The organism is Enterococcus sp. AZ126 (assembly GCF_051714545.1).
Classification (GTDB): Bacteria; Bacillota; Bacilli; order Lactobacillales; family Enterococcaceae; genus Enterococcus_L.
In genome coordinates this window covers 2,513,648-2,531,990 of the sequence record NZ_JBIOSB010000001.1, presented here as the reverse complement: position 1 = coordinate 2,531,990, position 18,343 = coordinate 2,513,648, and the positions used below count along the sequence as shown (strand labels likewise).

Sequence of the window (18,343 nt, the reverse complement as noted above, 5' to 3'; positions counted from 1 at the left end):
TATTTAAATTATGATCGTATCTTTTGATAGCTTAGTATCCTGATTCCTATTGCTTGATTTTATTCGATCGATACTTTTGAGTTTTGATAGAAACGCCGCTGAAAAGAAAACGAGTAAAAAAGTTTACTCGTTTAGTTCAATTACTTGTTTTTAAAGTAATTGCTCGATTTCCTCTTCTGAAATTTCAATATCTCGTAAACGTTTATCCATACTTTCAAATCTCTGTTTCAGGATCTCTCTTATCTTGATAATTTTATCAAAATCATTATCACCGTAAGAAGGTGCTTGTCTCCCCTTAATGTACCCATCCCCAACCATTTGAACCTTAAAAACTGCATTCGGGTTGTCTAACTCAAATCCGTATGAAACTTTAAAGAAAATACATTCTGCATGATTAGCGCGATCTGCTGCTATCATTGTTGTTACTACTGGTTCAAAAACACGTTTTCTTCCCATATTCAACATCCTCTTTATAGTGTACCTATATGCACTTTATAAGTACACTATAAAGTTTTTCTAAAACATTGTCAACTCTTCCCTAAAAAAATACACTGTACTAAAAACGAAGAATTTACCTATACCTAAAACGAATGTTTTTGGTATAGAAAAAAGACTATCTATTAAAAATAGTCTTTTCCAAATTCAATAGTCAGTTAATGAATGACTAATTCTTCTCTTCTTAAAGTTTGAAATTCAAATAAGATAGGATTTATTCTTTGCCTAATTTCTTCATATTGATTTTTGTACTCTTCTATCTGCTCTTCATTGACATCTAATAGCGTAAATATTCCTTGCATCAGTGTTACTTTTTTCGTTTCCAAATTACAAATTGCTACAGACCCTCTAGAAAATAATTTTAGTCCTTTGACAATTAAATCGTCTTCCTCGAATGCAAATAAGAATGAATAATCTCTTGTATTTCGACATGGTTGATAAAAGAACTGGATTTCAGGAAACCTCATTGCATTTGTAGTAGCTACGACAACTAACTCATGTTGAATTGATTGGGTGTTTGACATTGTAATCTCTCCTTTTTTAAAGTTAAGATTAATTTAACAAACATTTTGTCAGCATTCATTGTTATCGCTCACTTATTTTGGGCAACTCTATTGAACACTCAACAATCCTATAACAGCGGCGTTCAAAAAATGATCAATAACCTATACTCTATTGAACATTTTACTTATTTATATTTAACAAAAATCAATATACAAAGAACTACCTTCCAATCAATGCTCAACTGGTACCTTTATTATTAAAAAATCTTTTTCAGAATAGGTACCACTCAATAAACTTTGAGGATAATAATATTTAAATGTAAGATAATCTACTTTACTTGCTAACTGTTTGGTTTTTATTGAGAATGTCATACTGTTCGTTTCACCTTTATTTATATCTTTATCGTTTTGTCTACCACCAAAATTTACTAGCTCATTCTTATTGTCAGTTATTTTCGAGTTACTTAAAAGAGTCCATCTCATCTTATATGGTTCTGGGTAACTAATATTTTCATATGTTATGCTAATTGTTATTGCATGTTTAACTTCATCAGAATATATGACATCGCTTCTAGGATTATTCAATCTGCTACTTGCTTTCGTAATAGTAAATGCTACTAAGGGTTGATTTGCTTTTGTTATGACAACTCGCTCATTAATGCCATATTCCTTTTTTTCTGTAGCTAAATCGTGGTTTTCTACCAGCTGATCCTCTTTTATTTCTTCCTCTACACTGGATAGTTTAGTTCTATATTCTTCTAATTGCCTCTGATCACTGCAACCTGTTATCATAAAAAAAAGTATGCTACATACTACAAAAATATATTTTTGCGTTTTCAATTTATCCATTCCTCCATATATTGTAAAGTTGTTTTTTTAATAATATCAATTTATAAGAAAAAATGCGACTAAATAAAAACATAGTGTCCACAAAAAATATCTTTTTGTGGACACTACAACTGTTTTCCTACATTCCTTTAACTCATCCTACTACTTTCAATGTAGCAAAAAAGCTAGCGACTGATTGAATAATAGAAGTACCTGTCGTTGCTACAGCTGTTCCAAAACTAACTCCTGATGCTACAATAAAGCCACCACATAACGCTAATCCTGTTAAGCCAACGAAACCTGCGACTCTTAATTGTGCATCAACTCGTTTCATAGACTCTTGAATCCGATCAACATCTGCATTCATACCAGGTGGCAATTTCCCAGGATCGACAAATAGCCCTAGAGTAACTTGATAATCATATGGTACATCTTGCCCATCAATATTCCCAACTACATAAGTTCCTGTAAAATAAATTTCCATTCCCACTTCAGTAAACGAATCGGCTTTAAATCGCACTTTGATTTCTCCTTCGTTTGCAATATCAGCTAACTGATTAATTGTTTCTACTAATGAATCATCAGCCCCCACAATATCCAATGCATTTTGAAGTTCCTCTAATTCATTAGCAAATTTAACCTCGGGTTTTCCATTTTTAATAACAAATTTTGCATCTGCATCGCCACTACTTGAAATTTCATTTTCTAATTTTAAAATCATCTTGATTTGTCCAAAATAAACAGTATGCTCAATCTCTGATTTAAAATCAAGTCCTACAACTTCACGAAAAGCTTTTAGTCGATTAGCAATTTCATTAGCGATTTCTGCTTGCTTTGCTGCCTTAATATCTAAAGATACGTTATTTTCATCAACACTTTGTGGTTTGTTAAATGTACTTTGGCCAACATCAAACAAACCTGACATTGCAACTTTGTCCAACGGAATTCCTTGTAACATATACTCATGGTACTGATCAAATGACCAATTTCTTGGCATTTTATAGCCTAAATTTGCACTGAACCCTGAAGACATATCCGAAACAAAACAATTAGTGATTTGAACAATCTGGTCTGTTGCTTGTGCACAGACATTTCTTGGTGCATACAAAGAAACTTTATACTCTGGATAGTGTTGACGCATAGAATCAACTACATCTCTTAGATAAGCAATAATATACGGAATTTCATCACCTAAAACATCAAAATCACAGGCAAAATAAATGGTTGTATGGTCTTTGAATCCTAATGATTTTGCTGCAGCCCCTGCTAAACGAGCGTCTGTCCAGCCTTGACCTGCTGTTTTAAAGTACTCTAAATACCAACCGCCATCCTGATAAATTGGAAAAATTTTAAAATTATTTTTCTTTAATAGATTTATTTCATTCACGGTAAGATTTTTAGGTCGCTCTTGCGCACCAACTCCAACGGTTCCTGTTAAGTATCTACCAATCGTGTTATATCCTGCATTTTTTAGGATATCTACATGTGATTGTTTTAGAATTTGCATCGAAGTATCACATGCTTTCGTTGGTCGTTCAGTATCTCCAGTCGTCGCTAGCAACGCCTTTATTACTGGCATATCTGCACTCCCTCGCTCTACATCTCCAATCTTCATAAATTTTCTAAAGTTACGAACTGCTTCTGCAACCTGTTGAGTAAATACTCCGTCAAAAGGCCCTTTGTATTCGTCATTTACATATAATGCATACTGTAACAATTTGATATTCGCTTTATTTGGATGTCCGACGTAAATCGTAGGACATCCCACTGTTGTGCTAGGTCCAAAATAACCATTTGCAAAACCTACAAACATGCCCATTTCACATTGTAAACCATAAATAATCGCTTGGTTTGTATCCCTTTGATAAATTCCATCACATGGAAGTAAGCCAAAATATTCATTATAGTTTCTATTTAATTCTTGTTGCATCAATCGGATCTTCGGATCTCCAATTAGATCAAAAGCACTCATATCCAATAAAGCTTTCATTAACATTGCTGTTAAATAACCATCTGGTTTTAATCCTGCCTTTTCTTGAAATTCTGAAACAGCATCCTTTGTATACTTAGTATATTTACCATCTAAGGGATTAGTCCCACTAACACCTGGATTAATTCCTTTACACCAAAATCCACCTTGTAAAATCTTTACAATATTTACCTTTGGTGTACCTCTATCTTTAAATGTCGGTTCCACTTTCTCTGTAAAATATTTTTCTGTGGTCGGTCCAAAATTATCAGAGGTAGCTGTGATCCCCATTTCTTGTTGCAACGCTCTTCTTAAAGCATAAATAGTTCGCCATCCAGTTTTTCCATCTTGAGGTACCATACCAGTTTCAAAAGAATAAGTTTTATTTAACCATTTTTGTGTTTCAAAAACCATTTGATCCATATATATCCCACTTTCTTGTTATAATCTTTATATCACTGCGCAATAATATGATTTGAGTATAACAAGAACAATATCATCTAACCTGTTGATTCTCTCCCCAAAATCTCCCATAATGCATAACCGGTACCTAATCAATATAAAAAGCTCCTTAAAAACAGGAGCCCAAAAATGATTATAATTTATTAGATGGATTAAATATTAATAATTTGATACGCCTGCCATTGGACATTAGCACTTCCGTAATACGTATACATCGTGTTTATACCTGAAAAGTATTGATATGAATTTGCTGATAGAAAATTACCTGCATATCCACCTGAAAACGTGCGTAATGCTTGCTGCGCAGTACCAACCATTGCTGAATCGTAACCTGAATAATACCGTAGATATGGACCATTGGCTGTAGATTGATAAACTGTATTTAGAGAATTCCATCCAGCACTTCTTGAAAAATGCCCTTCTGCATGTCCACCGTGTCTTAATCCCACATAATTAAAAGAAGAAGTAATCCCTCTAGGTGATATTTTATTGCTATCTTCAGGTTTTTCTGTTTCTAATATCTTTTTAGCTGTTTCAACCGTTATAGAATTTGGATCTGTCTCACTGTTCACGATAGTTAACAAGTTTTTTCTTAATCCAAATTCTCCTACCGTAGCTTCACCATAAATAAACGTTCCATTTTCTAACCTTACAACTTTATCTGTATCTTTTAACCCAGGAAAAAAGAAGTCTTCTGTTGGTCTCTGGGCTACTTTCGTGGGTTCTTTATACTCCGCAGCTTCCGTTAGAGTATTTGAAAGAAACAGACCTGGACTCAATAATATAACTAATAATATTTTTTTCATTTTTAAACTCCTTTTTTGTTATTTATATAAATTTATTGACTGTTTTTTTCAGACAACTCATTTATTTCATCTTTATGAGTTTCAACCAATGCCTTTAGGTCGTAAATAGTTATGCCTTTTGGATAAGTTGAAGTATCTATCTTTCTTTTATTAGACCCTTCTGCTTTAAAATCAATCTGACCACTTAGAATTTCTCCATACGAAGTAACAACAACTCGATCCGAATCAACATGAAATTGATCTAGCAGATTTACAATTTCAGAAGCATTAGGGCCTTTAAAAGTATTATAAAGTTGCTCACCATTTATATTTTTAAAATCAACAATCGAGTCATTTTCTTCGATACTACTACTTTCAGGTACCGAGTCACTACTCGAATTGATATTTGATACCTCTTCACTAATAATAACTTTATCTGAACTTTTAGTATATGCATTACCTTTACTGAGAACAAAAGTTGATCCTAACAATACAGTTGATACAGTGACTACTAAAAAGCCTACTATTTTACCTTTCATATTGAACATCTCCTCTAGTAGATTTCAAACTCTTACTAACGTAAAATATACCATATACTAATAATTAATTCAATTGGTAAATTTTTTTGTATCTTTTAACAAAATACAATTAGTTTATATTTAAAATTAACACTAAAAAGCTACTAGAATCAGCTCCAGATAAATTCAATTATGACTATACTCATAATTTACATAAAAAGGATAAAATAAAAGGATCATTCTATCCTTTCCAAAAATTACTTAATGCGTTTCCTTCCAACCTCGGCTGTAATCAACATTTCATCTTCGTCGTAAACAGAAAATCCTTTATCATCTATCTTTACAGTTAGAGAAGTTGAATGATCATTAAATTCATTTAAGAGTGATTCAACTCTTTTATTCATTTTTTTCTTTGAAGAAAATAATTCGACATCGATATCTGAAGACGTATGAGTAATCATGTACCACACAAATTTCATGATATTCTCCTTTCCAATAACCGTCTATTAAGAGCATGCTTTTTTTATTTAGAAAACCCTGAAAACTGCTTTTCTACTTTGATTTTTACCCATTCATCAAATTCAATTATTTGGCAATTGTTTGTCTCCAGTAAACTAAATATCTTACTTTTTACTCTCAAAGGAAAAACAATGTGTTCTTTTAAAGTATCGTGGATACTAACTGCAGATAAAGTAAGCTCATTTAAAAAATATTTTTCCTCGTATACAATAATATTGTCGGTAGTTAATTCTATTAGTTTCAGTATCTTTTGCTTTTTTGTAAATATCAAAGTCATCATCCTTTCTTTTATGTACCAAAAACCGTAGTTATTCAAGTAATGTCACTTTTTCCGAAAAACATATAAAAGTAACATCACTTTTTATTTAGCTTCGGAATGTCAAAGCCTGCTCGATCTTGTTCAGCAAGTAATTCCAAACCAATGGCCATTATTTTTGATTCGCTTTTATTGTACTTCTTAGTTAAGTGAGACAATTCGTTTTGTAGTTTAGGATTCAAATTCGACTGTACGCATTTGTTTTCTTTTTTTATAGCCATCTTTTCACCTCTTCCAAAAACCGTCGATTATAAATCAACATTTGTAGGTCACTTTACTCCCCGTGCCAGTGCTTGTTCTAAAGCCCCATTATATTGGGGCTTGTAGAATACTAATTGTATGCACAGCATCTATAGTCCGCTGAAATATCGTTTATTTCATCGTGTACCCAACCATCCACATCAGGATAATCACTTTTAAAGTTTGCATATCCATTGTGTAAATTGCTAACAAATCTTTCAGAATTATCAATAAAGTCTTGAGCGATATTATTTTCTAATGATATGCAGTGATGATTTTCAGTGCAATCCCATAAAATATCACGGGCGATTGTATATTCGACTAAGTTTATTTGATTATTGTAGTGTAAGTTTTCAATTAAATTCTCTAGTTCATAAAACATTCGTTGTTGTAGTTTTTCCTTTTCCATTAACTCTATATACAATTTATATCGTCCTCTCTGAAGTCAATATGCGTTATAAGCACATATTGACTTCACCTTTCTTATAGTACCTCTTAAGCTCTGTACGCTCTATTTCTTCTAAATTTTCTAAATCAACAGTTATTTTGTAAGTAATTTTCTTATCTTGTCCCTGTGAAGGGTACGAAGTGTAATAAACCATACGGTTCTTAATTCGCATTGATTCTATGATTCCATATTTTTCAGAATACAATAGTTGTGCCTGCTCCATTTCACTGGTGTACTTTGCACTTAATTTTTTCATTTCAAAACTTCTTCCTCTCTTTATCTTATATACTTATTATATCAGGATATCCCTATATTGTAAAGGGAAATATGTGGATATCCTGATATTTTTATGTTATTATGTAAAAATAAAGGAGTGGATATTTCTATGGAAAATGAATACTCAACTACTGAAGCCCAACGAAGAGCATCCAAAAATTATGAACAAAGAAATCCAGAAGCTAAACAGTACAGAAACAAAAAGTCGGCTACTAAAAATTTTATTACACAAACCGCTACTGAAGAAGATTTTCAATTAGTTTTAGAATGGGTAGAAGAAAGATTAAAAAACAACACTACTAATGAATGACTTTAGTAGTGTTGTTTTAATGCAAATTATTGTATTGTAGCCTAGCTATTGGAATTTAAGCTTAGATAATGCTATAATAGAAATGAAAAGAGAGATATGCGCTAACATATCCCTCTTATGTAGAACCGTTTAAGACGGTAGCAAAAATTATATTATATTAAATAACCGTAATCTGGCCAAAGATATGAACGGTTATTTTCTTACGATTAGTCAATAGCAAAAGTGGTCTTTTTTCTTTATTGAAATTAGCCTTTTTTTTATTGCCTTTTAACCTATTTTAAACAATTGGAATGTAAATATCGGTAAAACTCTTATCCTTTAGATTTTTAGGTGGTTCTGTTATATACATTTCAAATGGTACTGCATCTCTTGGTTTAGCTTTATCTTTGAAGAGCCATTCTTGATACATATACTGCCAAGCTTCTCCATATTGGTTACTTGACATTTCAAAATGACCCACAGCAAATTTTCCTGAAATGCTAGTTTCACAAATGTTTCCACTTTCAACAACTTTTGCATTTTTCGGTATAGTCATACCCACACTGGTTCTAAGATTTTTTTCATCTGTAATGAACGGATTATCATCATAAATTGTCAAAACTTTTGTTTTGTCAGGGTCAATTAAATTATTTGTAGTAGCAAAATCGAATAATTCATTGAATAGCTTCTTACTCTTTCTTCTAAACTCAACGTAACTTCCTCTAAATCGAATGTAGATAATTCGTTGGTTTTTTAGTTCCTCTGTAGTGATATTGATTGGTTCAATCATAATAATTCCTCCTTATTTTTTATATACCTATTATTTCATGAACCAATTACTTTTTCTTGTCAATTCTTGCTGTTTTCTGTAATTAACAGGACTTATTCCAAAATGTTTTTTGAATGTCCTACTAAATGAACTAGAGTCATTATATCCATATTCCACAGAAATAGTAATTATGGAAATCTTAGGATTAACACATAGAAAAATGGCAGCGCGTTCCATTTTAAACCTAGTCACAAATTCATTTACTGTTTCAGAAGAATATTTTTTGAAAATTCTATGGAAATGGAATTCAGACAAATGAGCATTTCGTGCTAAGTCTTTTAATGATATTGCTTCTTTCAAGTTATTTTCTATGTAATCTTCAGTTTTATTTATTAATCGAATATATATTTGCCTGGAGCTGACATTTTCAGTTTTATCATCCATATTTATCTTGTCCTTATTAAAAGTATTCATTAATTAGATAGATTAGTTCACTATTTATATCTAGCCTATACAGATTTATTATAACAATCTTTTCTAAGTTTAAACACGTTATAGAAGTTTTTTTAGTAAAATCATATATCTTGTAAAAAGGGTACAGTAAATAAACCTAGCCCAATACTCAAAAAATTTATTAAGCTATAGCTTTTTCATAACTATACAAAGTCTCTTTTTTTATTAAATAAAATAATATCCTTAAGAATTTATTTATGGTAGCTATGACTGCAACTTTATGACATTTATTCATTGGCTCTGATTTTAATCTATAATAGTGTTCCTTGATATGATTATCTTCTATAGTCTTTGTCCGAATCATATTTATAATTACTTGATATAAAATTTTTCTAAGAATCTTATTTCCTCGTTTGTTTATCTTGTCACGCATTTGAAACTTACCTGACTGATATCTTCTTATATCTATCCCAACAAAAGCATTTATTTGTTTTGAATTATCAAAACGTCTAATATCCCCTAATTCAGCAATTACTCTTACTGCAGAGTTTATGCCTACTCCAGGGAAACTAAGGAGAACATTATACTCAGGTAATGATTGAGCTATGTTATCCATTAACTCCGTAATTTCATTCTTTTGATCTACAAGTTCTTGATATCTATAGGCATAGTGTTTAACTTGTAAAATTACTGGATGGAATTCATCGACAGCTGGAAAACTATTTTGTGCTGCTGTAATTAGCATTTCAGCCTTTTTTTGTGCTCGAAAAGAAGATAGATTTTTTTTAGTATTTTTTAATATTTTATTTTTGATAATGGTTTTAGAATCCTTAAGAACAAGATTAGGATGTGGATATATCTGTGCTATGTTTAAAAACAAAGAACTTTTAGTTGTGAATACTTGCTCTAATTCGGGAAATGTGACTTGAACACAACTATGAAGTCGCCCCCTCATAACCGAAAGTTCCTCATCTATTTCAGAATAGTACCGTGAAAGCTGTTTTAATTCGTCATATTTTTGATCAGATTTTTTATAAAAATTACTTTTACTTTTCATATGAGACAAAGCAAGGTTATGAGCATCTACTTTATCATTTTTATTACTACGTAAAGTTTTAGATTGAAAACTTGCTTCCAAAGGATTCAATTTTGTATAGCGATATCCTTCTTCCATAAAAAATCTCTCTAGTGCTTTGGAGTATACACCCGTGGCTTCAAATACTATTTCTAACGTGTTTGAATCAACCTTAGTGTATTTCGCAAACAACTGTTTTAAATGTATGAACGATTCAACTGTGTGCGGAATCCACTCTTGATTAATACAATTTTCTTCATCATATAAAACCATAAAACTTTTTCCCATACTAATATCAAACGCTGCAACATACTTCATAAAATATCCTCCTACATTAATTAGTTGAAGAACTTTACCTAGCTCTACCGATTCCACTTTCTTTTACACGATCTTGTAGATCCAACATATTAAAAACTGATTCAATTAGAGATAGTAAAGACACCCTGTTTTTTTTACGAACTTATCGTTCTAATAACCGTTCGAGTTATTCTTCACTTTAACTATAAAAAAAATAGTTATGTAAGCCAATGCCTTAGCTTACATAACTAATCTTAATATGTTTTTTGTCGTTTTTAAGCATGTCTACAATCAATTTAATCAAAGCTATGGTAAACATACCAAAACTTAGAATCAATTGAATTGTTTCTAATGCGGACAAAAGGCTTTCTACTTTCATAGACTTCAGAACTTATTCTCATAAGCACCACCACCTTTCGGAAGTAGCCACCCTCATAACTTTTTTACACTGATTAGTATATCATATTTAGAATTATTTACTTCATTTTTTAGTAAAAATCGTTTGAATAGTTCTTACATATTGACACAATAGAACTGGAGATGATCTTATGGTATTTATTATTCAAAATACTGATACAAAAAAATTCTTAGTTCAAAAAAAGGAACCTGTGAATTTAACTGGAGCGAACAAAGAAGCTGCTACTGTATTCTCAAATTTTGATCCTTACAAATTAATTGAGGTTTAAAAAAATAGACTTATATAGAGTGTATATTGGCACCGTTAAAAATTAATTTTTCAAAGACTTCAGAATTATTGCACTCTGATAAAAGAGCTGAGCCCAGCTCCTTCAAATTTAACATTCCGTAATTGGTCATTATGACAACAGCCGTTTCACGCTCTAAGTCAAGCATTAGTATGCAACTGAATCCTCCTGCATTTCCATCATGCCAATGTACACTTGATTTCTTATCAATACGCCAACCTAAACCCATATCCCATTTATTATTGCCATTTGTATATTTCTGATGAGTCAATTCTAAATAATTCAGTCTATTATGCAAGTGAGCATGTGCAAACAGCAGGAGATCACGGGCTGTTGAAACCAAAGAGCCAGCGGAGGATATAATATCATTATGATCCCATTTCCAATTTTTTGTAGGATTCTTTCTTCTATCATGACCAGACATATTTACAGTATTTCCTGCCTGAGTTTCATTTAATTTTAAATCTTTGAAAGCAAACTCATTAATTGCTTCATAACTTGTTTGATGAGAAAACTGTCCTAGTATGTATCCAAGAACTCCAAAAGCAAAATTATTATATTCAAATTTATACTGCTTTGGTTTAATAATCGTATCGCTTAATATCTCAAGCATTTTTTCTTCATTTAAAGTTCCATGGAAAGGATTCTCATGTAAAAAACCATTAGGTTTATTTAACTGTAATAACATTTTGTATGTTTCAAATTTAGTGAATGGTAGCTGATTTGGATAACCAGAAGCATGCGTTGCAAGTTGCATGATTGTCGGATAAAAACGGTCTGGTAGGATCTTAATATAATGGTTTAAATTCGTATCTAAATCAATATTATTATCTACGAGATGTTTGCTCAACAGTGATGTTGTGAAAAGCTTAGTTATTGAACCTATATCATAGGATAAATTTGTTGAAATACTCTCATTCTTTGAATTCCAAGCATCTAAAACTATTTTATTTTTTTTCAACATTCCCACAGTTATATTAACTTGAGGATGTTTCTGAGTAAAGTCTTGCAATAATGTGCTGATTTGTGGAGAATAACTATTTTTAATCAATTCTGAAACCTCTTTTCTTATTTAATATTAATTTTGAAAATTACTTAATGTTCTATCTCCTTTATTGATCCTCGTAATATATATTTAGAAGGAGCTTTTATTCCTTCAATCACCCTTAAGGGCTATTCCTAATTTTTTTCACTTAAATAACTAAAAAAGCTTGGATATTGTAGGATATTCCTGAATAATAAGTCTTGGAAAGGACTTACGGGAAAATACTGACTGATCCTGCAGCTCGACTGCCCCAAAAAGACTGTGACCCGAACCGTTGATAAAACATCCAACACACTAGCTGAGTCCATTGACTTCTACCAACCCTAGTAGGGATTGGTGTGGCTTTGAAGTTTAATGAATTGAACTCTATTATGCGAGGCTGTCGTTAGGCAACGTGATTCTGGGATATCCCACAGTATCCAAGCATTTCCTAATACACATGAAAGGAGGTCCTTCCATATGAAATTATTTGTAGGTTTAGACGTCAGCTCAGAAAAACTAGACGCCTGCTTTATGACCGACGACGATACCATGTCTGTTCTAAACGAATCCACTATTGAAAATAGTCAACTTGGAGCGAATAGGATCAAAGAGATTATTCTAGAACTTTCTCAATAGTTAGAGATCGAACGGTTAGTCATTGGTATGGAAGCCACATCATTATATAGTTTTCATCCTGCTATGTTTTTCAAGGAAGATTATGATTTAAATCAATTCAACCTTACGGTTTCTGTAGAACAACCTGATAAAATCAAAAAGTATCGAATGATTTTTGAAGAAAACAAAAATGATAAAATTGACGCATTCTACATTGCCGATTACTTTCGTATCCAACGCCAGGCAACTTCTATAGTAAGAGAAGAGGAGTATCTAGCACTGCAACACCTTACCAGAACACGTTATCAATTAATCAAACATCTTGTCCGAACAAAACAACACTTCATCGAGAATGTTTACTACAAGTGTAACACCTTATCTAAAGAACTAAAATCTGAAGGTAGTTCTATTTTAAGTGCAACATTGGTTACTCTCATGACAGAAGAATACACAATGGGACAGTTGGCGGAACTCTCTTTAGAGGAGTTCGCAGACCTAATTCAAAAACTTGGTAGATATCAATTTAAGAACCCTGAAAAAATAGCTAAGGCTATCTCTAGTGCACTTAGAAATTCCTATAAACTTGGAAAATTACACCAAGAATCTGTTGATATTGTTCTGGGTGTTTTAGCTAGGGAAATCCGCAGCCTCGAAAAACTTATTAAAGACCTTGATAAGGCAATTAATGATTTAGTTGTTGTTTTACCTGAATATCAATGCCTAACTAGCATACCTGGTATTGGTCCAGTTTACGCAGCAGGAATTTTAGCTGAAATCGGTCAGATTGAACGATTTCATGATGAAACCAAGATCGCTAAATATGCCGGTCTTTATTGGAGACAAAATCAATCTGGGAACACTGAATATGAACATACACCCATCGCTAAACGAGGGAATCGTTATCTGCGCTATTATTTAGTTGAAGCCGCCAACTCGATAAAAAAATACGATTCCGACTATAAAGCATATTACACAAAGAAATATTCAGAGACACCCCAGCATAAACACAAACGAGCACTCGTACTAACTGCAAGAAAATTTGTGCGTCTGGTGGATACGCTACTACGTAACCATCAACTCTACATGCCACCAAGGAGCGTGATAGATAAATAACGATTAGTTATTGACGCAATCCTTGGAATCGGCCCGAAAAAAATTGATTTTTGGTCGGGTCTAGTTCAGTGCGTTTCAAATTAGCACTTCCTATCAAATTTTTCCTGATCTTTAACTTGACTTATTACCACTAGTCTTTTTGAAATACGATTTTTATATTTGTTATATCAAGGACTCAATCATCAATTTTTCTTAATATATATAGTAATCTTCAACACCGTCCTGATGAATCTCGATTAATAAGCTGTGGGGTAAACAAATAATTGTTTGCCCTTTTTTTGATATCCAACCTCTCTTAACACCAATTTGATCTGGACTATTATCCTCCTTATCTCTAATTTCTCCATTTTTAATTTCTATAGTATTATATTGATCTTTACCTGGATAATAAGTCTTTGTCAGCTCTTTAACTTCATCCAGGTTAAATCGATCGACTTCTTTACCATGAATACGAATTACAGCATAGCGTACGCCTGTGGAACTACTCGAAGTAGCTTCTAAAAAGAACCATGGAAGAAATGTAAATACTGAATAGTATCTAATAAAGTGGACAGTAAATATAAATCATTAATAATAAAGAGTCAAAAAACATCCACGTAAATTTTTCTTACGCAGATGTTTTCTATTTTCATATGCTTAAAATAGTCTTAGTCTCACTATTTATTTCTAGGCAATAGATATTTTTTTGCTAAAAGCAACATCAGACTGCCGATAGCCAAAAAATACATTGGCATCACAAGTAACGTTCCGTTATGGAGTCTACTCATGCCAAATGTAAATAGACTAACCAATAGATAGTAGCCTAAGCTAAAGAAAGCGCCAGCCGTTCCAATCACATCTTGAAAATCGGATAATGCCAAACTAAGGCAATTAGGTAACGCCGTTCCTGTCCCAGTCAACAAAATAAAGATACCCATCAACATCAACCAAAATTGAACCATTTCCGGCAAAATAGTTGTTGCACTCACAAAAAACAAGAAAACAGCTCCAAGCAGCATACATCTGATTCCGATCAGAATGATTTTTTCCGGCTGATAAATCGGCAATAACCGTTTAGACAATAAAGATCCTAGGATCGAAGCCCCTGCCACACCAATGCCTAAAAATCCATACATTGCTGTTGATAAATGAAATTGTTCAATAAAGATAAATGGTGCTTCTGCATAGTAACTAAATAATACGCCATTGATCGCACCTATCAAAAATCCATAAGTCAAAACTTTGGGATTCATTAAGAGCCGTTTAATAACAGGCACTAATTTCACTGGTACTCGTTTATCTATTTCAAACGTTTCCGGTAAACGTAAAAAAGCGTAGCAAAAAATCAACACACTCATTAATACTAATACAAGGAAAACTGCTCTAAATCCCCAATATTGATCAACAATACCACCAATCAGCGGTCCTATCGCTGGGGTAAAAGCAAGCGCTGCAGAAATTTGCGCAAATAAGGCATGACGCTGATTGCCAGAATAGCTTTCCCGCAATATCGTTTGAGTGATGACAGAACCCGTACTAGCACCAAATGCTTGAACAAATCGAGCTACTAACAATAGCTCAATCGTCTCTGAACGAAAACAAAGAAAACTACCCATTCCATAAAACAACAAGCCATAAAGCATCGCCTTACGTCGTCCAACAAAATCAGACAACCAGCCCCAAAAGAACACACCTAGCGCAAAAGCTAGAAAATAAATACTCAACGTTAATTGAACCTTTGCCATTGACGTTTGAAAATCATGGGCAATATCTGGCAGCGACGGAGTAAAAATCGTTTCACTGATTTGTGGAAATCCAATTAAAACAATCAGTAATAGTAACGATGGCACACGAGTTTTGATGCTTTTTTTCAAGAAAGTTCCTCCTAAATTAAAAGCGAAGCGGGCTTGTTCAGTCTCGTCTGAAAATAGGAAAAATTGATTGAGTCGCTTTTTTGACTCATTCGATTTTTATCTTTTTCAGTCGGAACTAGTCCACTTCACCAGTTCATTAAATTAAAGGGTTGAAAAAAAACATCTATCTCCGGGAAGCGGCGGGAGCATAATCAATATTAATTTATAGGTATCCATCTGCTAATCACTTCCTTTTCATTTATACGGTCATTTCACATCTTTCTCATGGTAGCATAAAACCTAATCTGATTTCAATTGTAAAAAAACAGGACTCCAATCATTTAAATTCCTTGTCAATTCAAACTATTTCTAGAAAGTAAAAAAAAAACAAACCCTTTCCCCATCAATTAATGATAAACTTATCATAATACATAAAAAGCAAATAAACATTCTAACTAAAGGAGCTATACTCATGAACTTGAAACAATCTATCCCACCAGACTTCAGTGGTTTTATTCAGATCACTTCAAATAATGAGCCAGTATTATTTGAGGCTTTCGGCAATCGCGATCTTCCTAATCAAATAAAAAATACTGCTGATACGATTTTCGGTACAGCTTCTGGCAGCAAAACATTTGTTGCGGTTGCCATCATGAAACTGATTGAAGAAAAGAAAATTGGGATTGATCAGCCGATCAATCAAATCATCTCATATCCCTTGCCTAATATCGATCCTGGCGTCACTATTCATCAGCTGCTGAATCACACCTCAGGTATCGGAGATTATTACGATGAAGACGAACTAACGGATTATGCTGAATTATGGGAAGATTTCCCTAATTATAAAATACGCAAAAATAGTGATTTGCTCCCCCTTTTTATTGATAAAAAAATGACAGCTGCTCCTGGGGAAAAATTTCAATATAATAATACGGGCTATGTCCTATTAGCTGCGATCATTGAAGAACTGACTCAACAACCGTTTGACAGTTATTTAAAGAAACTTATTTTTGAACCCGCTGGTATGTCTTCAACTGGTTACTTTTCTTTAGACCGACTGCCGGCTAATGTTGCAAATGCGTATGTCTACGATGAGAAATTAGAGGACTATTACAGTAATATTTATAGTATAGACGCCAAAGGTACTGGGGCAGGTGGCTGTTTTACAACGTTAAAAGATCTGGAACGTTTTTGGCAGGTATTCTCTCAGGGAAAGATTATCTCTAAACAAGCAGTCCATATGATGCAAACCACACAAGCCTCTGATTATTATGGTTACGGTTTTTGGATCGCTAAAAAAAATGAGCACCCTTTCCCTTATATGCAAGGGCACGATCCGGGTGTTTCGTTTATCTCTTCTTATGATCCAGTTTCAACTTTAGCTATTACGATCATGAGTAATCTAGGGCAAGATGTTTGGACGATGCATAAAGCATTTTCTGCTCAGTTTTTTGAAAATGATGAATTTGTAGAGAAATGAGGGGGACAGATGGATTTTAAAACGAAATTAACGGACTATGTAAACACCTATGAACAACAAGGCTACCTTCATGGAAATTTACTTGTTGCAGATAAAACGGGTATCCTTTTGAAGCAAAGTTTCGGATTAGCTTCCGTTGAATTCGAAATTGCTAACAAGGATGATACGAAATACCAAATAGGGTCGTTAACAAAAGCTTTTACCTCTATGGCGTTATTACTATTACAACATCATGGGGCTTTATCTGTTAATGACTCTATCAATACCTATCTAACTGATTTCCCAAATGGGGATAACATAACTATTTACCACTGCATGACATGCACCTCTGGCTTTCCTGATTTCGCTTCATTTGACCATTTTTGGGAAACTACGATGCGGCTTAGTTGGACATTAGATGATTTGTTGGCGCTATTTAAAGATTTACCCCTAGAATTTGACCCAGGTACTGCGTATGCCTACTCTAGCTCTGGTTATCTAGTTTTAACAAAAATCATTGAAGTGATCTCCGGACAGACTTACGCTCAGTATTTAAAAGAGCATATTTTTACACCGCTAAACATGTCAGATACTGGCTGTATGAATGAAACAGATATTATTCTAAATTTAGCTGCGAATTATAGTTACTGGGAAAAGGAAATCCATACACCGCAGACAAACAACTCATTTCCATTAGGTGCGTATGGCCTTTATTCGACGACAAACGATTTATATCTTTGGGATAGAGCTCTTAGAACGCACCAACTGATTCCAGAAAATCTGACTACATTGATGTTTACACCTAATCAAGGAAGTTATGCTTGTGGCTGGGATATTGCTAAGATCAACGGTCAAGTATGCCAACAGCATTTTGGAGATATCAGTGGGTTTGTTAGCTCTATAAAGCAATTTAAAACAGACGAATTAACCATCATTTTTCTGAGCAACCTTGATATCATCCCAGTAAGTGCGATCACAAAAGAAATTGCACACTTGAAATTTGATAACACATTCAAGCTAACATCCTATCCCATAAAAACGACATCAGCTATTTCTTTTGAACAATTTATCGGGCTATATGAAGCAGCAGATTCTACTTCTTTTGAAATCGTTGCACAAAAAGAGCTCTTTCTGATTGTCCCTAAGTTATATGACGTTCACTACAAACTAAGACTGAAACAAGTGTACGCTGATTCTAACAGTATTGTGTTTAAAACAGAAAAAATCAATGAGACACTTGTCTTTGTTTATCAAGGTAAAGATGGTTTTAAAGAGATTATTTATACAGATTATTATGGTGTAACGAGAGTTTTAACAAAAAATAGCGTCAATGATTGCGGTATTTAGCAGC

At 33.1% G+C, this 18,343-nt stretch carries 22 protein-coding genes and 1 pseudogene; 5 read left to right on the top strand and 18 right to left on the bottom strand.

Annotation, left to right across the window (positions count from 1 at the left end):
• Positions 1–150 precede the first annotated feature (150 nt).
• The 11 genes from IGI43_RS11950 to IGI43_RS11900 form a co-directional block, all read right to left on the bottom strand.
• Entirely contained in the window at positions 151–456 is a 306-nt protein-coding gene (locus IGI43_RS11950; protein ID WP_438758011.1) for a hypothetical protein, read from the bottom strand.
• 197 nt (positions 457–653) lie between these two features.
• Complete coding sequence (locus tag IGI43_RS11945; RefSeq protein ID WP_438758010.1) at positions 654–1,019, bottom strand: hypothetical protein; 366 nt, start codon at positions 1,017–1,019, stop codon at positions 654–656.
• Between the two features lie 210 nt (positions 1,020–1,229).
• Positions 1,230–1,847: a hypothetical protein gene (locus IGI43_RS11940; protein ID WP_438758009.1), complete on the bottom strand. Its 618-nt coding sequence runs from the start codon at positions 1,845–1,847 to the stop codon at positions 1,230–1,232.
• Between the two features lie 133 nt (positions 1,848–1,980).
• On the bottom strand, positions 1,981–4,218 hold the full coding sequence (locus tag IGI43_RS11935) for a glycoside hydrolase domain-containing protein (RefSeq protein ID WP_438758008.1): 2,238 nt from the start codon (positions 4,216–4,218) through the stop codon (positions 1,981–1,983).
• 191 nt (positions 4,219–4,409) lie between these two features.
• On the bottom strand, positions 4,410–5,063 hold the full coding sequence (locus IGI43_RS11930; RefSeq protein ID WP_438758007.1) for a hypothetical protein: 654 nt from the start codon (positions 5,061–5,063) through the stop codon (positions 4,410–4,412).
• A 32-nt stretch (positions 5,064–5,095) separates the two neighbouring features.
• Positions 5,096–5,581 carry a hypothetical protein gene (locus IGI43_RS11925; RefSeq protein ID WP_438758006.1) on the bottom strand — a complete coding sequence of 162 codons (486 nt, stop codon included), beginning with the start codon at positions 5,579–5,581 and terminating at the stop codon, positions 5,096–5,098.
• Positions 5,582–5,817: 236 nt separating this feature from the next.
• Positions 5,818–6,039, bottom strand: a complete 222-nt coding sequence (locus IGI43_RS11920) for a hypothetical protein (protein ID WP_438758005.1) — start codon at positions 6,037–6,039, stop codon at positions 5,818–5,820.
• 44 nt (positions 6,040–6,083) lie between these two features.
• Positions 6,084–6,350 (bottom strand): hypothetical protein, encoded by a 267-nt coding sequence (locus tag IGI43_RS11915; RefSeq protein ID WP_438758004.1) that lies wholly within the window; start codon positions 6,348–6,350, stop codon positions 6,084–6,086.
• Positions 6,351–6,433: 83 nt separating this feature from the next.
• Entirely contained in the window at positions 6,434–6,616 is a 183-nt protein-coding gene (locus IGI43_RS11910) for a hypothetical protein (RefSeq protein ID WP_438758003.1), read from the bottom strand.
• Between the two features lie 110 nt (positions 6,617–6,726).
• Entirely contained in the window at positions 6,727–7,059 is a 333-nt protein-coding gene (locus IGI43_RS11905) for a hypothetical protein (protein WP_438758002.1), read from the bottom strand.
• A gap of 31 nt (positions 7,060–7,090) precedes the next feature.
• Entirely contained in the window at positions 7,091–7,339 is a 249-nt protein-coding gene (locus IGI43_RS11900; RefSeq protein ID WP_438758001.1) for a hypothetical protein, read from the bottom strand.
• A gap of 129 nt (positions 7,340–7,468) precedes the next feature.
• On the opposite strand from IGI43_RS11900, the gene IGI43_RS11895 reads away from it, so the two are divergent.
• Complete coding sequence (locus tag IGI43_RS11895) at positions 7,469–7,669, top strand: hypothetical protein (protein ID WP_438758000.1); 201 nt, start codon at positions 7,469–7,471, stop codon at positions 7,667–7,669.
• Between the two features lie 277 nt (positions 7,670–7,946).
• On the opposite strand, the gene IGI43_RS11890 is transcribed toward IGI43_RS11895, so the two are convergent.
• The 4 genes from IGI43_RS11890 to IGI43_RS11875 form a co-directional block, all read right to left on the bottom strand.
• Positions 7,947–8,438 carry an AraC family transcriptional regulator gene (locus tag IGI43_RS11890; RefSeq protein WP_438757321.1) on the bottom strand — a complete coding sequence of 164 codons (492 nt, stop codon included), beginning with the start codon at positions 8,436–8,438 and terminating at the stop codon, positions 7,947–7,949.
• A 30-nt stretch (positions 8,439–8,468) separates the two neighbouring features.
• Positions 8,469–8,861 carry a helix-turn-helix domain-containing protein gene (locus IGI43_RS11885; protein ID WP_438757323.1) on the bottom strand — a complete coding sequence of 131 codons (393 nt, stop codon included), beginning with the start codon at positions 8,859–8,861 and terminating at the stop codon, positions 8,469–8,471.
• A gap of 190 nt (positions 8,862–9,051) precedes the next feature.
• Entirely contained in the window at positions 9,052–10,263 is a 1,212-nt protein-coding gene (locus IGI43_RS11880; protein WP_438757999.1) for an IS110 family transposase, read from the bottom strand.
• Positions 10,264–10,477: 214 nt separating this feature from the next.
• On the bottom strand, positions 10,478–10,621 hold the full coding sequence (locus IGI43_RS11875) for a putative holin-like toxin (RefSeq protein WP_438757998.1): 144 nt from the start codon (positions 10,619–10,621) through the stop codon (positions 10,478–10,480).
• A 169-nt stretch (positions 10,622–10,790) separates the two neighbouring features.
• Between IGI43_RS11875 and IGI43_RS11870 the strand changes: the two genes are divergently transcribed.
• Complete coding sequence (locus tag IGI43_RS11870) at positions 10,791–10,928, top strand: hypothetical protein (protein WP_438757997.1); 138 nt, start codon at positions 10,791–10,793, stop codon at positions 10,926–10,928.
• Between the two features lie 10 nt (positions 10,929–10,938).
• Here the strand turns inward: IGI43_RS11870 and IGI43_RS11865 are convergent, their stop codons facing one another.
• Positions 10,939–11,997, bottom strand: a complete 1,059-nt coding sequence (locus IGI43_RS11865) for a serine hydrolase domain-containing protein (protein ID WP_438757996.1) — start codon at positions 11,995–11,997, stop codon at positions 10,939–10,941.
• A gap of 453 nt (positions 11,998–12,450) precedes the next feature.
• Here IGI43_RS11865 and IGI43_RS11860 point away from each other — a divergent pair.
• Positions 12,451–13,701, top strand: a pseudogene (locus tag IGI43_RS11860) (IS110 family transposase).
• A gap of 192 nt (positions 13,702–13,893) precedes the next feature.
• Here IGI43_RS11860 and IGI43_RS11855 read toward each other — a convergent pair.
• Together IGI43_RS11855 and IGI43_RS11850 are read right to left on the bottom strand one after the other, a co-directional pair.
• Positions 13,894–14,262, bottom strand: coding sequence for a NusG domain II-containing protein (locus IGI43_RS11855; protein WP_438758853.1), 369 nt, complete (start codon positions 14,260–14,262; stop codon positions 13,894–13,896).
• 95 nt (positions 14,263–14,357) lie between these two features.
• The gene (locus IGI43_RS11850; protein WP_438757995.1) at positions 14,358–15,554 is read right to left on the bottom strand and encodes a multidrug effflux MFS transporter; all 1,197 of its coding nucleotides are present in this window, start codon (positions 15,552–15,554) and stop codon (positions 14,358–14,360) included.
• A 451-nt stretch (positions 15,555–16,005) separates the two neighbouring features.
• Here IGI43_RS11850 and IGI43_RS11845 point away from each other — a divergent pair, with 451 nt between their 5' ends.
• Entirely contained in the window at positions 16,006–17,013 is a 1,008-nt protein-coding gene (locus tag IGI43_RS11845) for a serine hydrolase domain-containing protein (protein ID WP_438757994.1), read from the top strand.
• Positions 17,014–17,022: 9 nt separating this feature from the next.
• Positions 17,023–18,339, top strand: a complete 1,317-nt coding sequence (locus IGI43_RS11840) for a serine hydrolase domain-containing protein (protein ID WP_438757993.1) — start codon at positions 17,023–17,025, stop codon at positions 18,337–18,339.
• Positions 18,340–18,343 lie beyond the last annotated feature (4 nt).